This window comes from Oleiagrimonas citrea (assembly GCF_012395255.1).
Classification (GTDB): Bacteria; Pseudomonadota; Gammaproteobacteria; order Xanthomonadales; family Rhodanobacteraceae; genus Oleiagrimonas; species Oleiagrimonas citrea.
The window spans coordinates 437209-459282 of record NZ_JAAZQD010000004.1; the positions used below are offsets into that span (position 1 = coordinate 437209).

Annotated in this window: 20 protein-coding genes; 6 read left to right on the forward strand and 14 right to left on the reverse strand. The window is 59.9% G+C overall.

Annotated elements, in window-relative coordinates; translation table 11 throughout:
• The first annotated feature begins 87 nt into the window (after nucleotides 1–87).
• A complete protein-coding gene (locus tag HF690_RS11870; RefSeq protein ID WP_113063613.1) occupies nucleotides 88–573 on the forward strand; it encodes a dihydrofolate reductase in 486 nt (161 codons plus the stop codon).
• Nucleotides 566–985: an 8-oxo-dGTP diphosphatase MutT gene (mutT, locus tag HF690_RS11875; protein WP_240601688.1), complete on the forward strand. Its 420-nt coding sequence runs from the start codon at nucleotides 566–568 to the stop codon at nucleotides 983–985. Before HF690_RS11870 ends, mutT begins: the two co-directional genes overlap by 8 nt.
• Here mutT and coaE read toward each other — a convergent pair.
• From coaE to pilB, 4 genes are all read right to left on the reverse strand, one after another.
• The gene (coaE, locus tag HF690_RS11880; RefSeq protein WP_168609586.1) at nucleotides 982–1611 is read right to left on the reverse strand and encodes a dephospho-CoA kinase; all 630 of its coding nucleotides are present in this window, start codon (nucleotides 1609–1611) and stop codon (nucleotides 982–984) included. The two genes, mutT and coaE, sit on opposite strands and share 4 nt — an antisense overlap.
• Before the next feature lie 37 nt (nucleotides 1612–1648).
• Nucleotides 1649–2524 (reverse strand): prepilin peptidase, encoded by an 876-nt coding sequence (locus HF690_RS11885; RefSeq protein WP_168609587.1) that lies wholly within the window; start codon nucleotides 2522–2524, stop codon nucleotides 1649–1651.
• 95 nt (nucleotides 2525–2619) lie between these two features.
• Nucleotides 2620–3876: a type II secretion system F family protein gene (locus HF690_RS11890; RefSeq protein ID WP_113063611.1), complete on the reverse strand. Its 1257-nt coding sequence runs from the start codon at nucleotides 3874–3876 to the stop codon at nucleotides 2620–2622.
• A 71-nt stretch (nucleotides 3877–3947) separates the two neighbouring features.
• Nucleotides 3948–5678 carry a type IV-A pilus assembly ATPase PilB gene (gene pilB / locus HF690_RS11895; RefSeq protein WP_113063610.1) on the reverse strand — a complete coding sequence of 577 codons (1731 nt, stop codon included), beginning with the start codon at nucleotides 5676–5678 and terminating at the stop codon, nucleotides 3948–3950.
• A 200-nt stretch (nucleotides 5679–5878) separates the two neighbouring features.
• On the opposite strand from pilB, the gene HF690_RS11900 reads away from it, so the two are divergent.
• From HF690_RS11900 to HF690_RS11915, 4 genes are read left to right on the forward strand one after another with little or no spacing between them, the layout of a single operon-like run.
• On the forward strand, nucleotides 5879–6730 hold the full coding sequence (locus HF690_RS11900; RefSeq protein ID WP_240151736.1) for a glycosyltransferase family 2 protein: 852 nt from the start codon (nucleotides 5879–5881) through the stop codon (nucleotides 6728–6730).
• A gap of 19 nt (nucleotides 6731–6749) precedes the next feature.
• Nucleotides 6750–7931 (forward strand): glycosyltransferase family 4 protein, encoded by a 1182-nt coding sequence (locus HF690_RS11905; RefSeq protein WP_240151737.1) that lies wholly within the window; start codon nucleotides 6750–6752, stop codon nucleotides 7929–7931.
• Nucleotides 7924–8862, forward strand: a complete 939-nt coding sequence (locus HF690_RS11910; RefSeq protein ID WP_168609589.1) for a glycosyltransferase family protein — start codon at nucleotides 7924–7926, stop codon at nucleotides 8860–8862. Before HF690_RS11905 ends, HF690_RS11910 begins: the two co-directional genes overlap by 8 nt.
• Nucleotides 8859–9752 carry a glycosyltransferase family 2 protein gene (locus HF690_RS11915; RefSeq protein WP_168609590.1) on the forward strand — a complete coding sequence of 298 codons (894 nt, stop codon included), beginning with the start codon at nucleotides 8859–8861 and terminating at the stop codon, nucleotides 9750–9752. The genes HF690_RS11910 and HF690_RS11915 overlap by 4 nt, the downstream gene beginning before the upstream one ends.
• A 30-nt stretch (nucleotides 9753–9782) precedes the next feature.
• On the opposite strand, the gene HF690_RS11920 is transcribed toward HF690_RS11915, so the two are convergent.
• The 10 genes from HF690_RS11920 to HF690_RS11965 all read right to left on the reverse strand — a co-directional run bounded on the left by HF690_RS11920 (nucleotide 9783) and on the right by HF690_RS11965 (nucleotide 21581).
• Nucleotides 9783–10430: a class I SAM-dependent methyltransferase gene (locus HF690_RS11920; RefSeq protein WP_168609591.1), complete on the reverse strand. Its 648-nt coding sequence runs from the start codon at nucleotides 10428–10430 to the stop codon at nucleotides 9783–9785.
• A 136-nt stretch (nucleotides 10431–10566) separates the two neighbouring features.
• Nucleotides 10567–11523 carry a glycosyltransferase family 2 protein gene (locus HF690_RS11925; protein ID WP_168609592.1) on the reverse strand — a complete coding sequence of 319 codons (957 nt, stop codon included), beginning with the start codon at nucleotides 11521–11523 and terminating at the stop codon, nucleotides 10567–10569.
• Between the two features lie 35 nt (nucleotides 11524–11558).
• A complete protein-coding gene (locus tag HF690_RS11930) occupies nucleotides 11559–13019 on the reverse strand; it encodes a lipopolysaccharide biosynthesis protein (RefSeq protein ID WP_168609593.1) in 1461 nt (486 codons plus the stop codon).
• A complete protein-coding gene (locus HF690_RS11935; protein ID WP_168609594.1) occupies nucleotides 13012–13704 on the reverse strand; it encodes an acetyltransferase in 693 nt (230 codons plus the stop codon). The genes HF690_RS11930 and HF690_RS11935 overlap by 8 nt, the downstream gene beginning before the upstream one ends.
• Nucleotides 13701–14879 (reverse strand): aminotransferase class I/II-fold pyridoxal phosphate-dependent enzyme, encoded by a 1179-nt coding sequence (locus tag HF690_RS11940; protein WP_168609595.1) that lies wholly within the window; start codon nucleotides 14877–14879, stop codon nucleotides 13701–13703. The genes HF690_RS11935 and HF690_RS11940 overlap by 4 nt, the downstream gene beginning before the upstream one ends.
• A 16-nt stretch (nucleotides 14880–14895) precedes the next feature.
• Complete coding sequence (locus tag HF690_RS11945) at nucleotides 14896–16083, reverse strand: DegT/DnrJ/EryC1/StrS family aminotransferase (RefSeq protein ID WP_168609596.1); 1188 nt, start codon at nucleotides 16081–16083, stop codon at nucleotides 14896–14898.
• A 239-nt stretch (nucleotides 16084–16322) separates the two neighbouring features.
• On the reverse strand, nucleotides 16323–18374 hold the full coding sequence (locus tag HF690_RS11950) for a tetratricopeptide repeat protein (protein ID WP_168609597.1): 2052 nt from the start codon (nucleotides 18372–18374) through the stop codon (nucleotides 16323–16325).
• 43 nt (nucleotides 18375–18417) lie between these two features.
• Nucleotides 18418–20385 carry a hypothetical protein gene (locus HF690_RS11955; RefSeq protein ID WP_168609598.1) on the reverse strand — a complete coding sequence of 656 codons (1968 nt, stop codon included), beginning with the start codon at nucleotides 20383–20385 and terminating at the stop codon, nucleotides 18418–18420.
• A gap of 114 nt (nucleotides 20386–20499) precedes the next feature.
• Nucleotides 20500–20961, reverse strand: coding sequence for a pilin (locus HF690_RS11960; RefSeq protein WP_168609599.1), 462 nt, complete (start codon nucleotides 20959–20961; stop codon nucleotides 20500–20502).
• 164 nt (nucleotides 20962–21125) lie between these two features.
• The gene (locus tag HF690_RS11965; protein ID WP_168609600.1) at nucleotides 21126–21581 is read right to left on the reverse strand and encodes a pilin; all 456 of its coding nucleotides are present in this window, start codon (nucleotides 21579–21581) and stop codon (nucleotides 21126–21128) included.
• Nucleotides 21582–22074: the final 493 nt, after the last annotated feature.

The window sequence follows — 22074 nt, forward strand, 5'->3', positions numbered from 1 at the left end:
GTAGGCGCTGTCCGCGTTCGGACGTAAACTTGCACGCAGCATTCGGACGCGGCGCGTGCCGCTTTCCATTCCATTGCAGGAGAATCCATGTCCATTTCCCTGATTGCAGCGCTGGACAACGACAGCGTGATCGGCAAGGACGGCAAGATGCCGTGGCATCTGCCGGACGACCTGAAGCGGTTCAAGGAACTGACCGTCGGCAAGTACGTGCTGATGGGCTACAACACAGCGGTCTCAATCGGCCGCACGCTGCCTGACCGCAGCAATCTGGTACTCAGCCGGCGCCACAGTGCACCGTTCCCGGGGCAGGAGACGGTGCGCTCGCTTCCCGAGGCCCAAGCGCTGGCCGGAGGTACAGGACTGATGGTGATCGGCGGTGGCGAGGTCTACCGCGAGACGCTGCCGTTCGCACAGCGCCTCTATCTGACCTGGGTCGATACCCATATCGACGGCGGCGACGTATTCTTCCCGCGCGTCAATTTCCGCGATTGGGTGGAAGTCTCGCGCGTTCATCATCGCAAGGACGAGAACCATGCCTTCGCGTTCGACACGGTTGAATACGTGCGTGAGTGACGTGCTGGAAACGACGCCGGAGACGATTCACGTCGTCGCCGGCGTCTTGAACGATGGACAGGGGCGCGTGCTGCTGGCGCAGCGTCCACCGGGCAAGTCGCTGGAAGGTCTCTGGGAATTCCCCGGCGGAAAGGCCGAACCCGGCGAGAGTGCCGCCCAGGCGCTGGCGCGCGAACTGCACGAAGAGCTCGGCATCCACGCCGAACTCGGCGAGGTGTTGACGCGATTTCCCTGGCGTTACGGCGACAAGCAGCTGGATCTGGAGACTCTGCGCGTGACGCACTGGGACGGCGAGCCGCGTTCCTGCGAGGGTCAGGCGCTGCAATGGGTCGACGCGAGAACGTTCGATCGCGAGCAACTGACGCCGGCCGACCGGCCGATCATGGCGCTGCTGGCCGAGTCGGTGGATTAGGACTTCTCGCCTTTCTCCGCAGCGAGCCGCAGATAGCGCTCGTGCAGTGCACGTACCTGGTCGTCCAGTTCCGCCGGTGTGCCGGCATTGTCGACGACATCGTCGGCGAGTTCGAGGCGGCACTCGCGAGTGGTCTGCGAAGCCAGCATGCTGCGTGCGAGTTCGGGCGTGATGTCGTCGCGCCGCATCAGTCGCTGCAGGCGGATTTCGTCCGGCGTGTCGACTAGCAGCACGCGGTCGACCCATGCGTACTGCGGCCAGGTTTCCGCAAGCAGTGGGATCGCCAGGAGGCAGTAGGGCCCCTGGTCCGCATCCACGCGGTCGCGCAGCCATGCGCGTACGGCGGGATGCACGATGGCCTCCAGTTGCTGCCGAGCGGCGTCATTCTCGAACACGCGTTCACGCATGGCGCGACGGTCGAGTGCGCCGTTCGCGTCGAGCACATCGGCGCCGAAGGCGATGACGATGGCGCGCAACCCCTCGCTTCCAGGTGCAACCGCGTCGCGTGCGGCCACGTCGGCATCGTAGACGGCGACGCCAAGGCGCTCGAAACACTCGGCGACTGCGCTCTTGCCCGCGGCGACGCCGCCGGTCAGCGCGGCGACCCAGTGTGGGGACGCATGCATGTGTTGATTGCTGGTTGCGCTGCGGGTCATGCGCGTTTCACCGCAGTCCGAATGTCGCCATGTAGGCATGCAGCAGCCAGGGACCGAACACGAACCATACCCAGCCTGCCGCGGCGATGAACGGGCCGAACGGCATCGGCACGTCGCGTTGGTGGCGGCGAAGCGCGATCAGGCTCACGCCAACGATGGCGCCAATCAGCGAGGACAGCAGCATGATCGGCAGCAGCGCCATCGGCCCCATCCAGGCACCCAGGGCGGCCAGCAGCTTGAAGTCGCCGTACCCCATGCCTTCCTTGCCGGTCAGCAGTTTGAACAGCCAGTACAGGCTCCACAGGCTCAGATAGCCGATCGCGGCGGCAAGGATCGCGGTTCGCGGCAGGATGAACATCGGCAGCAAGCTGAGCAGCAGTCCCAGCCAGAGCAGCGGATACGTGAGCTGGTCGGGAAGCAGTTGGGTGCGAAAGTCGATGCCCGATGCCGCCATCAGGATCCAGGTGAAGGCCAGTCCGGCGAGACCGACCCAGCCGGGTCCGAAGCGCCAGATCACGGCGGCGCTGAGCAGCGCGGTCAGTAGTTCGACCAGCGGATACTGAATCGAGATGCGCGCTTTGCAGTAGCGACAGCGGCCGCCCAGCAGCAGCCAGCCGAACAGGGGAATGTTGTCCAGCGCGGAGAGCCGGTGCTTGCATTTCGGGCAGTGCGAGGGTTCGCGCACCAGATCCGGCGGCGGTGTCTCCTCGACGTTTTCCAGTTCGAGAATTTCGCGTGCTTCGCTGCGCCAGGCATGCGCCATGCGCGCGGGCAGGCGCAACATCACGACATTGAGAAAACTCCCGACCATCAGGCCGAGCACGCCACCGACCAGGATCCAGGCCCAGTATGGAAGGATGGCGAGCAGGTGCGGCTGCAGCATGACGTGATGGACCCCTGTTGATGTTCTGCAAGCAAGAAGGGGCGAGTGATGCTCGCCCCTTCCGGTGATTCATGATTATGCGTCCGAGCGGTCGATCAGACCGTGCCGGCCAGCTTGAAGATCGGCAGATACAGCGAGATCACCATGCCACCGACGATCACGCCCAGAACGACCATGATCAGCGGTTCGAGCAGGGTGCTCAGCGTGTCCACGGCGTTGCTGACCTCTTCCTCGTAGAACTCCGCGACCTTGAACAGCATGCTGTCCAGCGCGCCGGATTCCTCACCGATGGCGGTCATCTGCACCACCATGTTCGGGAACAGACCAGTCTGGCGCATGGCCAGCTGCATCTGATGGCCGACCGCGACATCGTCGCGCATCTGTCGCACGGCGTCTCCGTAGACGATACTGCCCGTGGCGCCGGCCACGGCGTCCATGGCCTCGACCAGCGGCACGCCCGCCTGGAACGTCACGCCCAGCGTACGTGCGAAACGGGCCAGTGCCGACTGGCGAAGAATATTGCCGATGATGGGGAAGCGCAGCAGCATGCGATCGAGGAAGTGCGCGAACTTCCGCGAGCGCTTGTTGGCCATGACCAGTCCGACGATGCTGCCCACCAGGATCAGGAGGATCAGCCACCAGTAGGCCTGCACGAACTTCGATGCATTGATGACGATCTGCGTGGCCGCCGGCAGGGCGGCACCGGCGTTCTTGAACACATCCTGGAACACGGGCACCACGAACAGCAGGATGATCATGCTGACCAGGAAGGCTACGGCCATGACCATGGCCGGATAGAACAGGGCCTTCTTGATCTTGGACTTGATGCCCTCCATGCGCTCCTTGTACGTGGCCACCGTATCCAGCACGGTATCGAGCACACCCGCCGATTCACCGGCCTGCACCAGGTTGCAGAACAGCTCATCGAACTGGATCGGATACTTGCCCAGCGCTTCATGCAGGGTGGAGCCGCCCTCGATGGTCTGCTTGATATCCGTGAGCATGTTCTTGAAGCGCGGATTGCGCTGGCCGCCGGCGATGATCTCGAAGGCCTGCACCATCGGCACGCCCGAGGCCATCATGGTGGCGATCTGGCGGCTGAAGATGGCCACGTCGCGCGGCTTGACGCGGCTGCCGGTGGAACCGAACAGCGGCTTGGGCTTCTCGCGCACGGTCTGCGGGTTCATGCCCTGACGGCGCAGCTCGGCCTTGACGAGCGAAGCATTCTTCGACTGCAGCTCGCCCTTCATCTTCTTGCCGCGCTTGTCCAGCGCGACCCACTCGTACATGGTGAGCTTGCTCACGCTGGCGCGTGAAGCGCCGGCATTTTTGGTGGCAGTGGCGGTAGCCATAGGCACGTTCTTCCACGTTGGTTATGCGATGGTTCCGTCGTTCCGGGGTCAGGGGCGGGACGACGGAGTCGTTAATCCTTGGTCACACGATTGATTTCGGCCAGGCTGGTGACGCCCTGCTTGACTTTCAGCAATGCCGAGGTGAACAGGTCGGAGACGCCGGCTTCGCGCGCGACCTGCGCAATCTGCATGGCATTGCCGCCTTCGAGGATGATCTTCTGGATATCCTCGAGCATCGGCATCACCTGATAGACGCCAACGCGGCCCTTGTAGCCTTCATTGCAGCCATCGCAGCCGTTGGCGTCGTAGATGTGCAGCCCTTCGTCAATTTCTTCCTGGCTGAAGCCTTCGGCCAGCAGTGCGGCGGGCGGCAGTTCGAGGTGCGTCTTGCACTCGTGCAGACGGCGCCCCAGGCGCTGGGCGATGATCAGCGTCACCGACGAGGTGATGTTGTAGGGCGCGATGCCCATGTTCATCAGGCGCGCCACGGTCTGCGCCGCGTCGTTGGTATGCAGGGTCGACAGCACCATGTGGCCGGTCTGTGCGGCCTTGATCGCGATCTCGGCGGTTTCCAGATCGCGGATTTCGCCGACCATGATGACGTCCGGATCCTGACGCAGGAACGAGCGCAGGGCGGCCGCGAAGGTCATGCCGCGCTTGACGTTCTGCTGGACCTGGTTGATGCCCTCGACGCGGATTTCGACCGGGTCCTCGACCGTGGAGATGTTGCGCCCCTCGGTATTGAGGATGTTCAGCGCGGTGTACAGCGAGACGGTCTTGCCCGAGCCGGTCGGGCCGGTCACCAGCACCATGCCATAGGGCTTGTGCATGGCTTCGAGGAAGAGCTGCTTCTGGTCGTCCTCGTAGCCGAGCTTGTCGATGCCCATCTTGGCCGCGGAGGCGTCGAGAATACGCAGCACGATCTTCTCGCCGAACAGGGTCGGCAGGGTGCTGACGCGGAAATCGATGGCCTTGGTCTTGGACAGGTTGAGCTTGATGCGGCCGTCCTGCGGCACGCGGCGCTCGGCGATGTCCAGGCCGCTCATGACTTTCAGTCGCGAGGAAATGCGGCTGCTCAGCGCCATCGGCGCCTTGGCCGAGGTGCGCAGGATGCCGTCCATGCGCAGGCGCACGCGGAACTGGGATTCGTACGGTTCGAAGTGAATGTCCGAGGCGCCGCGACGAATCGCGTCCAGCAGCACCTTGTTGACGAACTTCACGACCGGCGTGTCGTCGCCGCCGGTGGCGTCGACGCCCGAGTTGTCGGCCGGCTCCAGGTCGCCGGACTCGGTCATCAGCTCGTCCAGCCCCTCCTCGTCGTCCAGACCGTCCATGGTGGTCGAGGCGGAGGCCAGCGCGTGGTCGATGGTGCGCGCCAGCTGCTGACTCTCGATCAGGATCGGCTCGACGATGCAGTTGGAATGGAACTTGACCTCGTCGAGCGCGTGCGACTGGGTCGGGTCGGATACGCCGACGAAAAGGCGTTTGCCGCGCTTGAACAGCGGCAGCACCTTGTGTTTCGTCATCAGGGCTTCGCTGACGCTGGACAGCGGCATCTGCTTGACCGGAATCGAGGAAGCATCCATCAGTGGGATGCCGAACTCGGCACTGGTCACGCGTGCGATCTGCGCGCTGTCGACCATGCCTTTCTCGATCAGCCACTTGGTCAGCGGCACCTTTTTCTCGGCCGCGTTTTGCGCAGCCGAGCGGGCATCGGCTTCCTGAAGGACGCCATCGAGAACCAGCCGCCGGGCCATGCCGGTCAAGCCCGTGAGCGGCGGGGGCTGCATCTGAGTTGCCATAAGAATGTTTCGTAATCCCCCGAATATGATACGAATCTACCGCAAATACGGCGGTTTGGGCAGCCCGGATGCGGCTTTTGGTGTCCGGAACGGCCTACCATGTCGCGTTTCCGGCCTCGGTCGGTCGTCGGACCCTCCGGGCCAGACCGGTCGAAGTGGCTTCACGCTATCATCCGGGCAACCGGCAAGGGGCGAATTTCTTGATCAGCATCATCCTTCCAGCCAAGAACGAGGCGGCGGCGCTGGCCGAATTGCTGCCGCATCTTAGGGCCCTGCAACCCGAAGCCGAGATCATTGTCGTCAACGACGGTTCCACCGATGACACGGAGGCTCTTTGCGAACGTCATGGCGTGCAATGCGTCTCGTCGCCGTATTCCATGGGCAACGGCGCGGCCATCAAGCGTGGCGCACGTGCCGCGAGTGGCGACATACTGGTCTTCATGGATGCCGACGGACAGCATGATCCGAACGATATCCCGCGTCTTCTGGGCAAACTCGACGAGGGATACGACATGGCCGTGGGCGCTCGCGACTGGGACGGTCAGGCCGGGGTCGGCCGCGGCCTGGCGAACGGCTTCTACAACTGGCTGGCCAGCCGTATCACGGGCCACCGTGTCGAAGACCTCACCTCGGGCTTTCGCGCCGTGCGTGCGGACAAGTTTCGCCAGTTTCTGTATCTGCTGCCCAACGGCTTCAGCTACCCCACCACCAGCACGATGGCCTTCTTCCGTAGCGCCTATGGTGTGGTTTATGTCCCGATCAAGGTTGCGCAGCGCGACGGCACGACCAGCCATATCAAGCCTCTGCGCGACGGTCTGCGATTTCTGCTGATCATCTTCAAGATCGCGACCCTGTACTCGCCGTTGAAATTGTTCGTGCCCGCGAGCGCGGTGTTCTTTGCGCTGGGGTGTCTGAACTATGCGCGGACTTTCCTCGATTATGGTCGATTGACCAATATGAGCACCTTGTTGTGGAGTGCTGCGGTGATCGTCTTTCTGATTGGCTTGGTCTCTGAGCAGATCACTGCGCTTACCTATCGACGGGAAGATTGAGTTGGGGCGTCCGAAAGTCTTGCTCGTCACGCGCAATCTGCCTCCGCTGGTCGGCGGCATGGAGCGCTTGAATTGGAACATGGCGCGGCAGCTTGCGCGAGTCGCTGATGTGCTGATTGTCGGGCCTCGGGGTTCGGCTGCTCTGGCCCCCGAGGGGGTTCGTGTACATGAGGTGGCTTTGATGCCGCTGGCTCGCTTTCTTTGGTCTGCGACTTGGGTTGTCTGGAGGGAGGCGCGTCGTTGGCGTCCCGATTGGGTGCTGGCGGGAAGCGGTCTCACCGCACCTCTTGCATGGTTGGCTGCTCGTACGTGTGGTGCACGGGCAGCCGTATATGTGCACGGCCTGGACTTGGCGTTGCGTCATCGCCTCTATCGTCTACTGTGGTTTCCGGCCATTCGGCGCATGGACCGTGTTATTGCCAACAGTCGAGCGACTCGGTTGCTTGCCGAAGAGAGGGGGGTGCCATCAGAGCATATCGGCTTGCTGCATCCCGGCGTGGAAATGCCGGATAGCACCCCATTCGAGAGTGATGTTCCAGTTTTTCGTATGACGCATGGTCTGGCAAAGCGTCCGGTGCTTCTTTCCGTTGGGCGTCTGACGGAGCGCAAGGGGTTGCGTGAATTTGTACGAGATGTGCTTCCGGTCATCGTCGCGCAACGACCCAGCGTTGTTTTGATCGTCATCGGCGATACGGCCGCTCAGGCTTTGCACGCGAAATCGCAGAGCGTGGAAAGCATCCGTGAACTGGCCGCAAGACTCGGTCTCGAGTCGAATCTCCGTTTTCTGGGGGTGATTACGGATAGACAGGAACTCTCTGCTGCATATCGCGCAGCGGATGTGCATGTCTTTCCTGTGCGTGAAATACCGGGCGATCCTGAAGGTTTCGGGATGGTTGCCGTTGAAGCGGCCGCCCACGGCCTTGCTACAGTGGCCTATGCCACGGGAGGTGTCCTGGATGCGGTGCGAGAAGGCGATTCCGGGCGATTGGTGCCGCCCGGAGACGCCTCGTCATTCGCGTCAGCCGTGCTCGCATTGCTGGATTCACCTTTGCCTCGGGAAGCGCTGCGGTGTCATGCTGAGTCATTCACCTGGGAATGTTTTGGCGAGGGTCTCAGGGATCTCCTTGCGCTGCCTGGCATGGCGGGAGGAGCCAAGGGAGCAGGCTCCTCTGTACAGCAGTCGGAATGCGATGATGCATGATTCGACCGCGATGCCTTCACGATTGGCTACCGTGACAGTGACCTATCACCCCGAGGTTCCCGCGCTCGAAGCCCAGTTGCGGGCGTTGCCTGCGAAGAGTCTGAAGGTCCTTGTCGACAATGCGTCCGGAGAGCCGGTGCTTTCTCGGATTCGCCGCTTGGTCGATACCGTTCCGCGCACCATGTTGATCGAATGTGAGCGCAATGAAGGGTTGGCCGCAGCGCTCAATCGAGGCGTGGACGCAATCTGCGCGAGTGCATCGGAAGTCGAGGAGGTTCTGTTCCTCGATCAGGACAGCGTGCCGCTGAAGGATAGTGTGCACGTACTTCAGCGCGCGCTGCATTCGCTGCGTGAACGGGAGGAGCGTGTCGGTTGCGTTGGCCCAAGCCTGCTTGATGTGGATACCGGACTTCGGCATGGTTTTCATCAGGCGACGCGGTGGCGTTGGAAGCGTGCCTACCCCAGTGATGATGCTTATGTCCATTGCGCGAATCTGAACGGAAGCGGCACGCTGGTTCCGATCGAGTTGTATCGCGCGCTGGGTGGTCTGGATGCATCGCTGTTCATCGATCATGTCGATACAGAATGGTCGTTCCGGGTCGCTGCGGCGGGCTACAGCCTCTGGGGGGTGCCAGGTGCCGTGTTCGAGCACAGCATGGGGGTGTCGGGTGCGCGTTTCTGGTTGTTGGGCTGGCGCGTGTGGCCAGTGCGCTCGCCATTGCGCATGTTCTTCCTTTACCGCAATGCCGTCATCTTGATGCGGCGTACGTATGTTCCAAGGGTGTGGAAGTTCTGGGCCGTGGTGAAACTGGCTGTGAATGCATTGGTCGTGCTGATTCTGGGGCCGCAGCGCAAGACGCAGTTCGAGCGGATGTGGTCGGGGATTCGTGCTGGACTCCGCGCTGATCCTCTCGAGGGCGTGGATAGATGATTCACTGCGGTGTCGTTGCCTTGATCCTGCACTTCCGAACGGAAGCGCAGACGCTGAGATGTCTGCAGTCCCTTTTCTCCGAAGGCGTCTGCAATGCCGTGCTGGTTGATAATTCGCAGGACGGTGGGCGTTCACGTACAGCGATGAAGGCGGAGCTGGAGGCACTGCGTGCGCGAGGCATGCAGATCGAGGTGCTTGCACCGTCGCGTAATCTGGGCTTTGCCGCCGGTGTCAATCTCGGGCTGGCACATGTCCGCCGGACGTGCCCGGGCCCGGTGCTTCTCATGAACACCGATGCGTATCCCATGCAGGGGGCATTGCCTGCGATGAAGGCATGCCTGTCGACGAGCCGTGATGTCGTGGTGCCGGCCGTGCGCGCGGAAGAAGACACATGCGGCCGACCATTGATCGTGCATTATCATTCGTTGCTCGCACTCTACTTGGGTAAACCGTTTCCCGGTACTGTCGCCTACCCGAGCGGCTGCTGTCTGCTGTTGGGAAGCGAGCTGCTGGATGTTGCTCTGTTCGACGATGACTTCTTCTTCTATGGAGAAGACGTTCTTCTCGGGAAGCGTCTGTGCGAAGCAGACGCCCGCGTAGTGCCCTGCACGGATGCGGCGGTGGTACATAGCGGGTCGCTGAGTTCACGAAACGGCTCGCTGTTCTATGAGTATCACATGGTGCGCGCGCACTGGTTGCTGGCCGGAAAGCTTGCTCGCAACCGTTTTGATAAGTGGGCGGGATGGTTGTTCCGTAGTATCACTTTGCCCTCAAGAGCCTTGCTGCGCTCGGTGCGTTCGAGATCCCTGAGCCCGGTGAGGGGGTTTTGGCTAGCAAGCTTCGATCTTCTTCGCGGCCGTTTCCGGGATCTGACGCCTCCGCTCGATTGAACCGCAGTCAAGGCGAGATTGCGCATCGGGTCATCTGGGTTTTTCAAAGCACATGAACGGCTCGAGTGCATTCACGCCGTGATATGTCGGGTCGATGTCAGGAAGAAGTTCTTCGTGGGCGTGTATGCGGGCCTGCAGCCCGCTCTGTTCGAAGCGAGCAAAGATATCGAGGCCATAAAGTCGGACATGATCTTCTTGTCCGAAGGCTTCCAAGCGCGCTTGTTTCTGGACAATGCCGGGATCTTCCCATGTGTGCTGCAGGTGCGATGCAAAAGGAGTCTGCAGAATGGCAAGACCTCCGGGTTTCAGGACGCGGTGAATTTCCCGCAGCGCTTTCGGTTCATCGGGGATGTGTTCAAGCACGTGGTTGGCGATCAGTAGGTCGAGCGATGCATCGCCCTGATGCATCGCCGTCATGTCCACTCGCTGCATATCCTCCGATCGCGGATGCAGGTCGCACGGGATATAGCGCAACGGTTTTGCATGCTTTATCCGGCTCGAGAGTTTGACTTCCGGTGCGAAGTGCATGATCGAGGCATTACGTACACGGTCGAAGATGTCCGCGTGGCGCATATACAGGAGCAAATGACGTTCGCGGTCATGTCCGCCGCAATGGGGGCAGGAGAATTGTTCGACGTCACTGCCGATCATGCACAGCGCGCGACTCAGGGCAGGCATGCTTCGTAAGCCGTCTCTGTAAGGGAGAAAGCGACGTACTTTTTGCTCGCAGAGCACGCAGTACTTGTCGCCGCCGGGAACTTTCGCTGCAAGCCATCGTGCAGTTCTACGGAGCGATTTCATCAAAGCCTCTATATCAACGTCGGAAAAGCACATGCTCGACCTTGCAGCCGAAACGTCGGCGGATTCTGTCCCATCCTTCGGACATGATGCGCCGAATCAAGGCGAATAGCGTCAGAGCAGCGGTTGTAAGGCCGGAGCATGGCGACGCTCGGCGAATGCGGGGCAGCCAAGCGCGGAACAATTCCCAGCGCTTCATGCGCCGTGAAGTCATGAATATGCGGCAAAGGAAGTCGGCCATTCCGTGCGCTTTGTCCGAACGAGAGAGACGCTCGGGAGGAACGTTGAGCATGGCTTCCCAGTAGAGTTCGCGCACCAGGTCGCCGGAAGTGCGGGTCATGGCGCCCTCGGCATGTACGCGGTAGCCGACCAGGACGCGGTCGAGTTGGGCGAGAAGTCCTTGTTGTGCCAGTAGAAGGTGGATATGGAAGTCGATGAACGGCTTCTTCGTATCAATCACCGGCTGCGCCAGGGGACGACGAAGCAGCATGGAGCTTGTGTTGAGGAAATTTCCCCTTCGAAACAGCGCGGCAAGGTCGTACATGCCAGCGCGTGCATCGTTGAACAAACCCTGGTTCTCGTCGTTCGGAAGCACCGTGCGCGCATTGGTGTATATCGCGGAGCACTCGGGATGACGATCCATGAAGTCCGCCTGTAGTTCGAGTTTTCCCGGAAGCCAGAAATCATCCCCATCGAGGTGTGCGAGATAGGCGCCTCGAGCCATGCCCCATAGTCGTTTGAGGTTTTCCGATGCCCCAAGCCGTCGTGGATTGTGGATGCCTCGTATCCACTCGGGATAACGCTCTGTGTATTCGCGAAGTATGTCTCCGGTGCGATCATCGGAATGATCGTCCGCGACAAGAATTTCGAGCAGGCGAGTTCGGTTTTGCGCGAGCACGCTGTCAAGACAGTGTCGGATGTAGCGTTCCTGGTTGCAGGTAATGATGCAGACGGATATGTCACGAATGGGCATGCGTCACCCGGATGTGATAAGAGCATGTGTGACGCTTATTCGTGGGCATGGGGCGATGTGTGATGGCGAAGGTTGTCCAGGATGCGCAGCATGGCCTTCCATGCAGGGTTGTTCAACCATCTGGCCACAATCAGGTACAGCAAGCCTGCGATAAGAATTGTTCCCGAGACAATCCAGGGAGTCGATGGCAGATAGTGAAGAAGAAGGCTGCCAGCGATTGCGCTGACGATGCAGCCAGCGATGGTTCTTCCTTGGTCGGACAATTGCTTGAGCAAGCCATAATCGAGCAATCGGCGGATGTACCAGGTATTGATGAATGCGCTAAGCAGGCTGCTGGCCAGGACCGCGCCAGCCACAGCCAGGGGACCGAATGGACTGGCAGCGGTCACCATGCCGATGGCGAAGAGCTTCTTGATTGCTTCTTGCCGAAACAATAGATCCGAGCGCCCCGAGGCCGCGAGGGCAGCGAGGTTGAGTACATGCAGGGGCCACAACGCGGATGCCAGTGCAAGCAGGCTGAGAATCGGTGCTGCATTTACCCAGCGCGTTCCATATACGAGTTCGATCAGAGGTCGGGCAATCAGAGCGAGGCCAATCATGCACGGCATGAACAGGAAGCTGGATACACGAAGGGATTGCCGCAGGGCATCGCGCAGTTGTTTCGGTTTTTCCGCAACTTCCGAAAAGACCGGTAGGCCGACGCGATTAAGCAGCGAGCCGATGAAGGAAGATGGCGCTTGTTCGGTATTTTGCGCAAGCGTGTAGTAGCCAAGTGTGCTTGCATCGAAGAACCGGCCGAGCAGGAGTGCCTGCAGTCGCACATAGGCCATGTCCAGCAGGCGGGCTAGCAACATGTAGCCACCGAAGCCAAAAAGTTTCCGGAATGCTGTCCGCGTGAAACGTCCCTGGGGAATCCAGCGCGCGTAGCGTGCAAGAAGTACAGCACGAAGCCCTAGTGCGATGACCGCCTGCCAGGCCATGCTCCACACTCCGAAACCTGCCATTGCCAGGGCGATTGCCGCAGCGCCTGCGATGAACGAGGCGAATACTTCTGCTCGGGCGCGCGACGCGAAATCGAGTCGTCGGGTCAGCAGCGCATCCGGTACGGCTGCCAATGCGCCCAATGGGAGAAGAAATACCATCAGGTGCGTCAACGATACGAGTTTCGGCTGACGATAGAAATCTGCGATTGCAGGAGCAGTGAACCACAGCACGAGAGCCAGGATCCATGCACTCGTGATGGCAAACGTGAATACCGTGGTTTCATCGTCTAGGGTGATATCGCGCCGTTGGATCAGGGCAGTGCCGAATCCCGAGTCGACGAGCAGTGCTCCGATACTTGTGAACACGAGCAGCATCGCTATGAGTCCGAAATCGGCCGGTGAGAGCACGCGTGCGAGCACGATCATGACGCAAAGCTGCATGCCGTAGCGCGCAAGAATCTCGAGAGCGCTCCACCATGTGGCATGTGTGGCGCGTTGTTCGAGTTCAGCCATGGCGACGGAGATGTTTCGGCACGGCGGGGACGCCTGCCACCATCGAGTCGGGCTCGACGGACCGCGTCACGCAGGCCCCCGCTGCGACGATTGCACCATCTCCAATGGTCAGGGGTGCATCGGACACACCATTGATGATGTTTGCGCCAGTGCCAATGAAAACATTCGAACCGATGTGGACATGCCCCGAAATGTGGCACCCGGGTGAGATGGTTGTGAAGTCTCCGATGCGCACATCATGACCGATCGTGCATGCCAGATTGATATGAACATGCTCTCCGACTGAGATGTTCGTCGTCAGGATGTTGCCGGCGCAGATGATTGTGCCGAGGCCGAGCTCGACGTGCTCCGAGGTCTCAGCACGCGGATGCACAAGTCGAGCGGCGCGCATGCCCGCTTCCCTGCAGGACCGTGCGGCGATACGGCGGGCATCCGGAGCGCCGATCGCCACCAAGAAGCGAAAATCCTCGTCAGGCTTCAGGTTCGCGAGTAATTCGACCGGGATCCTATTCACTTCGTCGCACAGGAATCGGGCGTCGTCGACAGCGAAGAGGAGGTCGACATTCTTGCCCCAGGTCTGCCGAGCCAGCCAGGCGACCTCCCTGCCGAATCCACCTGCGCCGAAAATGCATAGTCGGGAAAAACCGGGGGAGAGGGCGTCGCTACGGTTCCGTGAAGCATTCATGTTCGATGTCCAGCCATTCGTACGATATCCGCAACGGTCTTTATATCGCACTCATTCACCGCAGTTCCCGTTGGCAGAACGATCACCTGCTCGGCTACCGCGAGGGTTTGCGGGAGGTGATGACCCGCATTGGGTTGCAGGTCACGGTAGGGCTGCATCATGTGTACGCCCGGCCAGAAGTATTTGCGGGCAAGGACATTCTCGGCATGCAGCGCGGAGAGAATTTGATCGCGGCTTGCATTCGAGTGGCCATTAACCATGATCACCACGTAGTGGTGACTGTTGTGTTCAGCCGGATCGTAAGGCAGGACGGTGATGCCCTCTATGCCTGCCAGTTCGCGGACATAAGCCGCGTGATTGCTCCGATTGTGATCGAACGTGTCATCAAGGGACTTCAGATTGACAAGCCCCACGGCGGCGCACGCCTCGATCATCTTGCCGTTGGTACCTGGGTAGGCGACATCGTCGTAGCCAATGAAACCGAAGTTGCGCATCAACTGCATGGCTTGCGCCAGTTCGTCGTTGTTCGTCACTACGGCGCCGCCTTCCATCGAGTTGAAAGCCTTGGTGGCATGAAAACTCAGTACTTCACATGCCCCGAACTGTCCGATGCTCCGTTGTTTGTAGGTACTGCCGAATGCGTGCGCAGCATCGAACATCAACTTCAGACCGTGCCGGTTGGCCAATGCCTGCAATGCGTCGATTGGCGCAGCACGCCCCCATAGATGCACGCCGATGATGCCCGTCGTTCGGGGCGTGATCATGCGTTCGACCGAAACAGGGTCGAGGTTTTGGGTACTTCCATCGACGTCCGCGAAGACGGGTGTGATGCCCTGCCAATGTAGGGCGTGCGCTGTGGCGACGAAGGTCCAGGAGGGAACAATCACTTCTCCGGAGAGTCCCAGGGCGCGAATGGCGATTTCTAATGCGATAGTCCCATTACACATGGCGATGCAGTGCTTGACGCCCAGACGGTCAGCGATGCTTCGCTCGAACTCCTGTACGACTGGACCATTGTTGGTCAGCCACTTCCGCTCCAGAATCTCCGCGATCTGCTCGAGAATGGTGTCCTTGTCCCCAATGTTCGGTCGGCCTACGTGCAACGGGTCGTCGAACGCGGGCGGTGCGCCATGGATGGCGAGGTCAGCTGGTGAGCGTATCGTCTTGAGCGTCACGAGGGTATCTTGAAAGTCAGGCTGGGTAGGTTGGAGATGGCGGGTCAAGGATCCGGCGAGTCTGATCCAGAATGCGTTGAATCTCGTCTTCGTTGAGTTTTGGCGACAGTGGGAGACTCACGGTCTTGCGTCCGATACGCATTGCGTGCGGCCATTGTTCGGGCTTCCAGCCGAATCGCTGCTGGTAGAACAAATGTTCGGGTATCGAAAGATAGTGCACGCCGGTGCCGATGCCCCGGGCATTCAGCGTGGAAATGAAATCGTCGCGGGACATGCCGCAACGTACTCCATCAATCTGGAGCGTGTAGAGGTGATACGCGTGGCGCGTATCGGGTTCCTCGGGGGCCGGCAATTCGATCGGTAGCTCGGCAAAGGCTTCCGTATAGCGATTCCATAGATCACGACGACGCTCCCAGTTGGCTTCCACTCGCGATAGCTGATGGATGCCGAGGGCGGCTTGGATGTCCATCATGTTGTATTTGAAGCCGGCTTCGACAACCTGATAATGCCTGTAGCCCTTGTCTCCGAAACGATGCCAGGCATCTTTGCTCATGCCGTGCAGAGCCAGGATGCGGGCACGGTCTATGTGTGCCGTATCCTGACCGATGATCATGCCTCCTTCACCGGTTACGACGTTTTTGGTGGCATAGAAGCTGAAGCATCCGAAACTACCGAAAGTGCCTGCCTTGCGGCCGTGGTATTCGGTTTCAATGGCATGCGCACAATCCTCGATCACGACTAGATTGTACCTGCGGGCGATCGCCATGATCGCCTCCATGTCACAGGGGCGTCCAGCGAAGTGGACGGGAAGAATGGCGCGGGTACGTGAGGTGATGGCGTCCTCGATGGCTGCTGGATCAATGTTCATCGTCGTCGGGTTGACATCGGCCAGCACCGGCTTCAAGCCGGCGTGAATGATCGCGTTGACTGTGGCACAGAAAGTCAATGGCGTCGTGATGACTTCGTCGCCCGGTTCGAGGTCCGCGGCGATCATGCTTACGTGAAGCGCAGCGGTGCAGGAATTCACGGCGGCGACCTGCTGTTCGCCTATGCCTTTGTAGTCTGCGAAATCACGTTCGAATTGTGCCACGCGCGGCCCGGTGCCCAGCCAGCCAGAGCGTAAGCAGGCCTCGACTTCGGCGATGTCCTCTTCGCCGATTTGTGGTGCGCCAAAGATGAGGTGCGGAGGGCGTTCTTTCGACATAGGCTGTAATTTGTCAGGGCAGCAGTTATGGGCGAGTGCGGTTTGCGACCGCGTTCGGTGTCATGGGCGCGAGTTTCATCTTCTCCACAAGTTTGGGGGCCAGCGAGCGTGCGAAATTAGCCGTCATGTGCTGTGCGTCGCGGAATACCACCAGCCCCTTGCTTCGTGCGCGGCACACTTCATCCGGGTATATGAAAAAGCAGGAGACACCGCATGGAACGTGGAGCCTGAGCGCGCCATTAGTGTTCCTGCGTATTCTCGATGTTGCTAATTTTGGACCGTAGGGTCGCAATGCTGTTGTCGAGTCGGCCGCCGATATTGAGGCCTATCAGGTCCTGTATCTGATCGTTAGCGCCCTTGATGTCTCCTTGTGCAAGCAGCATGCGCGCCAGCGTGATGTGGTAGGCCGGTTCATCGGGGTTTGCGGCCACCGCGTGTTTGATTTGCCGCAGTCCCAGGTCATGCTTGCCCATCACGTTCCATGCGTAGTCGCCGTAATAGGCCCAGATTCGTGCATCGGTGTCGGGGTGCGATACAGCGGCTTCGAACGCGGCCTGCATGTTTTTTTCCGAAAGAGGGCAGAGGCCTTCGCGTGCGCAGCGGGTGAGAGCTGCCAGGGAACTTCCGTCCTGCACGCCGGGCTTACGGCGTTTCAGGCTGGCGATGAGGCTGTTCCACCATGCTTTCTTAATTGGGCGGTGCATGCGTGCATTAAAGAAAATCAAGGCTTGCTGCGGAAGAATCGATGAATCCGGTAGCTTGGCGGCCCGCTCGAGAGGGGCGTAGACCTGCGGTGTGTACACAGAATCCGGATCGTAGTGGGAGGCGACGATGTAGCTGCGGCCGAGCTCGTATTGTGCCCGCGGTGAGTCCGGTGCGCGTGAGGCCAGTTCTCGGGCCAGGCGCAGTGGATTGCCCCAGGCATAGGCGGTGGTGGCCGTCATTGAGGTCCAAAACAGAAGTGCGCACACGAATATAGCGATGCGTAGCCGCCCGAAAGGCATCCGAGGGGAAACCACGAACATCGGTACCGATGCCAGCAGCAGCCCGATGCTGGCGAAGTAGTTGCGATGCTCGTAGACCAACTCGAGCGGCAAGATGGTTGCAGTGAGAACGTGGCAGCCCAGAAACAGGGCGATGCCGAGCGCTGCGAGCGGGTATCGACGACGTAAAACGAACACCATGGCCAGCATGGCGGCGATTGCCGCGATGCTGGCGGCAGTTGTCCATGGAGACAGCAATCCGGTCGAGACATGGTAGTCGTCGTGGTAGAAACTCAGCCAGTGAGGAAGCGCCAGCAGCGACCAGGCTATGTATCCGACGACGATGCGGGCCTCGCTAAGCAGGCGTGTGCGCAAAGTGAAGTCGCGCGTTGCCCAGCTGTCTGGAGAAAGTACGTGAGGGATCAGCCATGAAAGGCCCGCAAGCATTGGGATGACCAGTACTGCGAGAAAAAGTACAAGAATGCGTGGATCTGCTCGTTTGCTCGATTGCGTTTCGGCGTCCTGTGGTGCTTGTCGTGCGGGGGGCGGGGTTCGTTGGAAGCCGAACACGATCCACTCAACTAGAAAGGCGTACAGGGGCAGCATGACCGTCGTTTCTTTCGCCAGGGCGCCGACGACGGTGCATGCAATGATGCTGGTTGCCGACAACAGCAGTCCGTGCGGCTTGCGCAGACTTGGGTTGGCGGCATGCACGGTGTCGAATGTCGATAGTCCGAGCATGCGTCCGCGGCCGTTGATGTAGCCGATCAGGCCCAATAGCACGAAAAGGTTGGCCAGGCTCTCCATGCGCTGCACCACATACAGAACGCCGGTCAGATTGATGGGCAGAAGCAGCCACGCGGCAGTGATGCAGAGTGCAACGAGTTCTTCGCGCTTCAGGCTACTTCCGGGAGGTCCGGTGGTACTAGGGCGGGCGCGATGACTGGCACTGGTGAGCGTGAGAAGGCGTCGGGCCAGTAAGTAAAGAAGCAGGCCGTTGAGCAGGTGGATGATCAGGTTCACCAGTTTCCAGCCGAACGGGTGCAGGCCATCGATTAGAAAGTTTGCCGCGAAACTCAGGGATGAGAGCGGTCGTTTGAACTGGCTGGAAGGTGAGGACAGCGCTGCTCGTGTCAGGCTCGCTACATCGATGTGTGACGGCTGCACGCCGGGGTTTTCGACGATGTTCGGGAAGTCGTCGAATAGCCAGCCCCCAGTAAGTCCGGGGGCGTACACGAACGCGGTGATCGCAAGGATGGCGAGAAGCAGCCAGCCACTTTTGCGGCGAGAGTGTGGGGGCAGTGTCATCGGCGCAGCCTACGGCGGGGCCCCTTTGGGCGCAACGGGGAGATCATGGCTGAGGGATTTGAGTGTGCGCCTTGTTCAAATTTGCATGGTGGCCGGAGATCTTCGTTTGCGCTGCGTGCTTCATGGCCTCAATCCGGGCCATGTCTTGCGCATTGATTGCACGGTCGTCGACCAGCCATCTGCGGAGTCTTGGGAGGCGCGCATAATCAGTATCGCGAAGCGATGCGATAGCCTGGTCGTAGAGTCCTGCACTGGCAAGATATTTGGCTTTCAATCGCGGAATTTCTGCGTCAGGATCATTGCGGTACGTGGCATCAAGTTGATGGACGGCCATGTCGAGATTTCCTTCGCTTACAGCCCATAGATGTTTCTGGTAATGGAGGTAGCCGGCGGCGATGCCGTTGTCTCGATAGGCCGGGTTGGCGAGCAGTGTGTCGGCTAGTTCCAGCCAAGTGGCTGGGTCGAGCGCTGGGCATCGGTGGGTGAAGGCCAGCTTGCGCAGTGTTTCCATGTTCTCGAAGCCTCCACGATCAAAGGTGGCATCGCGCAGAATGGTCTTGAGATTCTCGACATCGTTCGATTCAAGGCGCCCTTGCATGCACAGAAGATAGACGCGGTTCTCAGCGAGCATGGAATTGTCGGGGGCGCGCCGAGCAATAGTGTCGATGGTTTTCAGTGCGGCGCCGACCTGCCCGTGCTTCAACAGCCTGTCGGCGAGGAAACTCTGTGCACGAACCGAGTATGGCTGAGCGTGAGCCCATGTCACGGCCAGACTGTCCTCGGATGAGTACACGCGTGCGCTGAATGCAGTGGCAATACCGCAAGCGATCAGCCACAACGTGCTTGCTGCGGTCAGAAGTTGTTTGCGCGATGGCGAGTTTGTGCTGCTCAGGAGTAGCGAGAACGCGAGCACGATTCCCATCAGCGGGACGTAGTTGCGGTGCTCGAAGTACAGTTCAAGCATCACACTGGAACTTTCTATCAGCTGGCCGCCGAAATACCAGAAAACAGCTAGCGCCATCAGCGGCCATCGCTTCCGCTGAACGAATGCGACAATCACGAGTGCGATGACAGTCGCCAAGGCGGGCAGCGTGGACCACGGCGATAGTAATGAATGCGATGCCGGGTAGCCGTCATGGTAGAGACCGTAAGTGCCGAAGCGTGGGAAGAAAATCTTGCCCAGATAGTCAAGTACCACCCTGGGCTCGGTGAGCAGGCGCTCACCGACATCGAAGTGGCGAATACCGTCGTAACCCCATTGTGCAGGGATGAGCCAGAACAGATAGCCGACGATGAATGCCACGACGGGGATGATGAGGAGTCGCCGCCACCAGAGCAGATTCCGGGGCAGGCGCTTGACGTGCACGCGGAGCACGGTAGCGTCGAGAGTCCATGCGTAGAGCGGGAGAAGGATGCCGTTTTCCTTGCTGAGAAAAGCAAGCGGCATGCAAATACCCAAGCCCAGGAATATCCAGGCGCCGCGCCTGGCGGGCGACAGTTCCTGGCGAAGCAGGCCGTGCGTATAGGCCAGCAGGCCGAGTAGCACGAACATGGCCATCAGCAGCGTCATACGCTGCACAACCAGCACGACTCCCGATAGCTGGATCGGATTGATCAGCCATATCGCAGCTGCCATGGTCGCGGGGATCCACGCCCGAGCGCGTTGATCTTCTTCATTCAGCCATGCGCGCGCGATACGCAGTGTCAGCAGGTACAGGAGCCATCCGCAAAGCAGATGGATACCCAGATTGACAAGATGGAAGGGGAGTGGATGGTCTGGCCAGCTCGATTTCTGCAGCAGGAAGCTGAGCATGGCAAGCGGTCGACCGGGGAAGCTTCGGGCTTGCGAAAGATAGATGCCCAGATCACGCCAGCTGGCGATGTGATCGATACTGGCCAGGGCGCTCAGGTTCGGGATGTCGTCAAACAGAAATGGTGCATGCAACGTAGGCCAGTACAGCACTGCCGTCACGCACAGCATGGCAATCAGTGCCGGGATGCGATATTTCATGAGCCGGAGCTTGTCTTGGAATGCAAGTGCGCACTATGCCCGAATTCATGCATTCGGGCAGTTCGGGTTACTCGAAGCGCGATCCCGGTTTGGTTTTGTGCGGCTGTTCGGCAGTCAGCGGCAGACTTGCGGCAGGTAGCTGACGGGAGCATCACTGGTGCACTTCCATTCCGCGGTCCCGCTGTTGGCGGTCATGGTGAACACGACTTTCTTTCCGCGCAGCTTCTGAGCCACGGTATTGCTGCGCATCAGTGTCGTGATCACGCAGTTGCCGCTGCTGCCGCTCACGGATGCGCTGGCGACGTATTTCCCACCGTAGCTGGCAGGTGTGAGGATACCGCCGTCGCCGGCAGCGGGGCAGGAACCCACCTGATGGTCGTATTCGGCCACGCTGGTCTTGAGGCCGTCTGAAATGGTCAGGGCTTCGCTCAACTCGCTCTTGGCGATGGATTCCTGGTAGACAGAGATGCCGATGGCAGTGAGGATCGCGATGATTGCGACAACGATCATCAGTTCGATCAATGTGAAGCCTCTGGCGTAACTCGGTGCTGCTTGCTTCTTGGTCTGGTGGCCCATGGCATGGTTCCCCTGTCAATTATCTGATTTGCAGCAAGGGGCATGCCATGGTTGCATTCAATCTGTGCGCTAATGCAAAAAAAGAAGCCCCTCGAATGAGGGGCTTCTTCCGTAACCGTAGGGAAACCATTTGTGTGGTTTCCCTGTCGGTATGCGTCGGCGAATTAGTTGCCGTTGCAGACCTGCGGCTTGTACTTGTCGGCGATGCCGCTGGCGCCGCCCTTGTCGCAGATCCACGAGAAGGTGCCGCCATTGTCCTGGCCGGTGAAGATCACGTCCTTTCCGCCCAGCGGGGTGGAGACCGAGCCGGCAGGCTTGAACTTCACGTCGATGGTGCAGCCAGCGGCCGCGGTACCGGCAGTCGTGGCCGAGACGACGTACTTGCCGGTATAGCTGGTCGCGCTGACGATGCCGCCGGTGCCATTGGTCGGGCAGGAGCCGGTCTGGTTGAAGTACTCCACGATCGGGGTCTTCAGGCCATCAGCGATGGTCTGCGACTCGGAGAACTGCGACTTGGTGATGTAATCCTGGTACTGCGGAATGGCGATGGCCGCCAGGATGGCGATGATCGCGACCACGATCATCAGCTCGATGAGGGTAAAGCCCTTTTGCGTCTTCATGGTGATTCCTCTGTTTAGCTAGCTATGAATCTTGTGATGCCCCTGAGCTCCGGTCCCGAATCCCCCTAGGCGGGATCGGCCCGCACCACTGTCAGGAATGACCAGAAAGCTCACGTGAAACGCAGCATGAAACATGCCACGCTCCCCGCACCCCTATTGCCTCATGGTTGCAGGCCGGTTGATTGTGCCCGCGGTCACGAATTGCCACAAGCGCTCGTGGAGCATTGTGCGAGGCTTGCATCAGATTGCTTATTTTCTACGCAAATCGTGACGCCTTGCGGCATAGACTGACAAAAAACGTCACATTCAGTGTGACGCAGCAGTGCAGGTAATGGATGGCTAAATCGGCCGATGCAAGGCAGAACAAAATCACTTCGCTGCGCGAAGTAAAGCAAAGGGTCTAGTTCGAATGGTGGGCGAGTGCTCGGGAGAAGTTCTGCGTGCTTGCACGCCGGCGGTTCGCGGCTTACCGTTCGGAGCCAGTCTTCCCGGG

Bases quoted from the DNA above. Each gene is read 5' to 3' on its own strand.
- HF690_RS11870 (WP_113063613.1), top strand. From the start codon at position 88: ATGTCCATTTCCCTGATTGCAGCGCTGGACAACGACAGCGTGATCGGC.
- coaE (WP_168609586.1), bottom strand. From the start codon at position 1,611: ATGCATGCGTCCCCACACTGGGTCGCCGCGCTGACCGGCGGCGTCGCC.
- HF690_RS11885 (WP_168609587.1), bottom strand. From the start codon at position 2,524: ATGCTGCAGCCGCACCTGCTCGCCATCCTTCCATACTGGGCCTGGATC.
- HF690_RS11890 (WP_113063611.1), bottom strand. From the start codon at position 3,876: ATGGCTACCGCCACTGCCACCAAAAATGCCGGCGCTTCACGCGCCAGC.
- pilB (WP_113063610.1), bottom strand. From the start codon at position 5,678: ATGGCAACTCAGATGCAGCCCCCGCCGCTCACGGGCTTGACCGGCATG.
- HF690_RS11910 (WP_168609589.1), top strand. From the start codon at position 7,924: ATGCATGATTCGACCGCGATGCCTTCACGATTGGCTACCGTGACAGTG.
- HF690_RS11915 (WP_168609590.1), top strand. From the start codon at position 8,859: ATGATTCACTGCGGTGTCGTTGCCTTGATCCTGCACTTCCGAACGGAA.
- HF690_RS11920 (WP_168609591.1), bottom strand. From the start codon at position 10,430: ATGCCTGCCCTGAGTCGCGCGCTGTGCATGATCGGCAGTGACGTCGAA.
- HF690_RS11925 (WP_168609592.1), bottom strand. From the start codon at position 11,523: ATGCCCATTCGTGACATATCCGTCTGCATCATTACCTGCAACCAGGAA.
- HF690_RS11930 (WP_168609593.1), bottom strand. From the start codon at position 13,019: ATGGCTGAACTCGAACAACGCGCCACACATGCCACATGGTGGAGCGCT.
- HF690_RS11935 (WP_168609594.1), bottom strand. From the start codon at position 13,704: ATGAATGCTTCACGGAACCGTAGCGACGCCCTCTCCCCCGGTTTTTCC.
- HF690_RS11945 (WP_168609596.1), bottom strand. From the start codon at position 16,083: ATGTCGAAAGAACGCCCTCCGCACCTCATCTTTGGCGCACCACAAATC.
- HF690_RS11950 (WP_168609597.1), bottom strand. From the start codon at position 18,374: ATGACACTGCCCCCACACTCTCGCCGCAAAAGTGGCTGGCTGCTTCTC.
- HF690_RS11955 (WP_168609598.1), bottom strand. From the start codon at position 20,385: ATGAAATATCGCATCCCGGCACTGATTGCCATGCTGTGCGTGACGGCA.
- HF690_RS11960 (WP_168609599.1), bottom strand. From the start codon at position 20,961: ATGGGCCACCAGACCAAGAAGCAAGCAGCACCGAGTTACGCCAGAGGC.
- HF690_RS11965 (WP_168609600.1), bottom strand. From the start codon at position 21,581: ATGAAGACGCAAAAGGGCTTTACCCTCATCGAGCTGATGATCGTGGTC.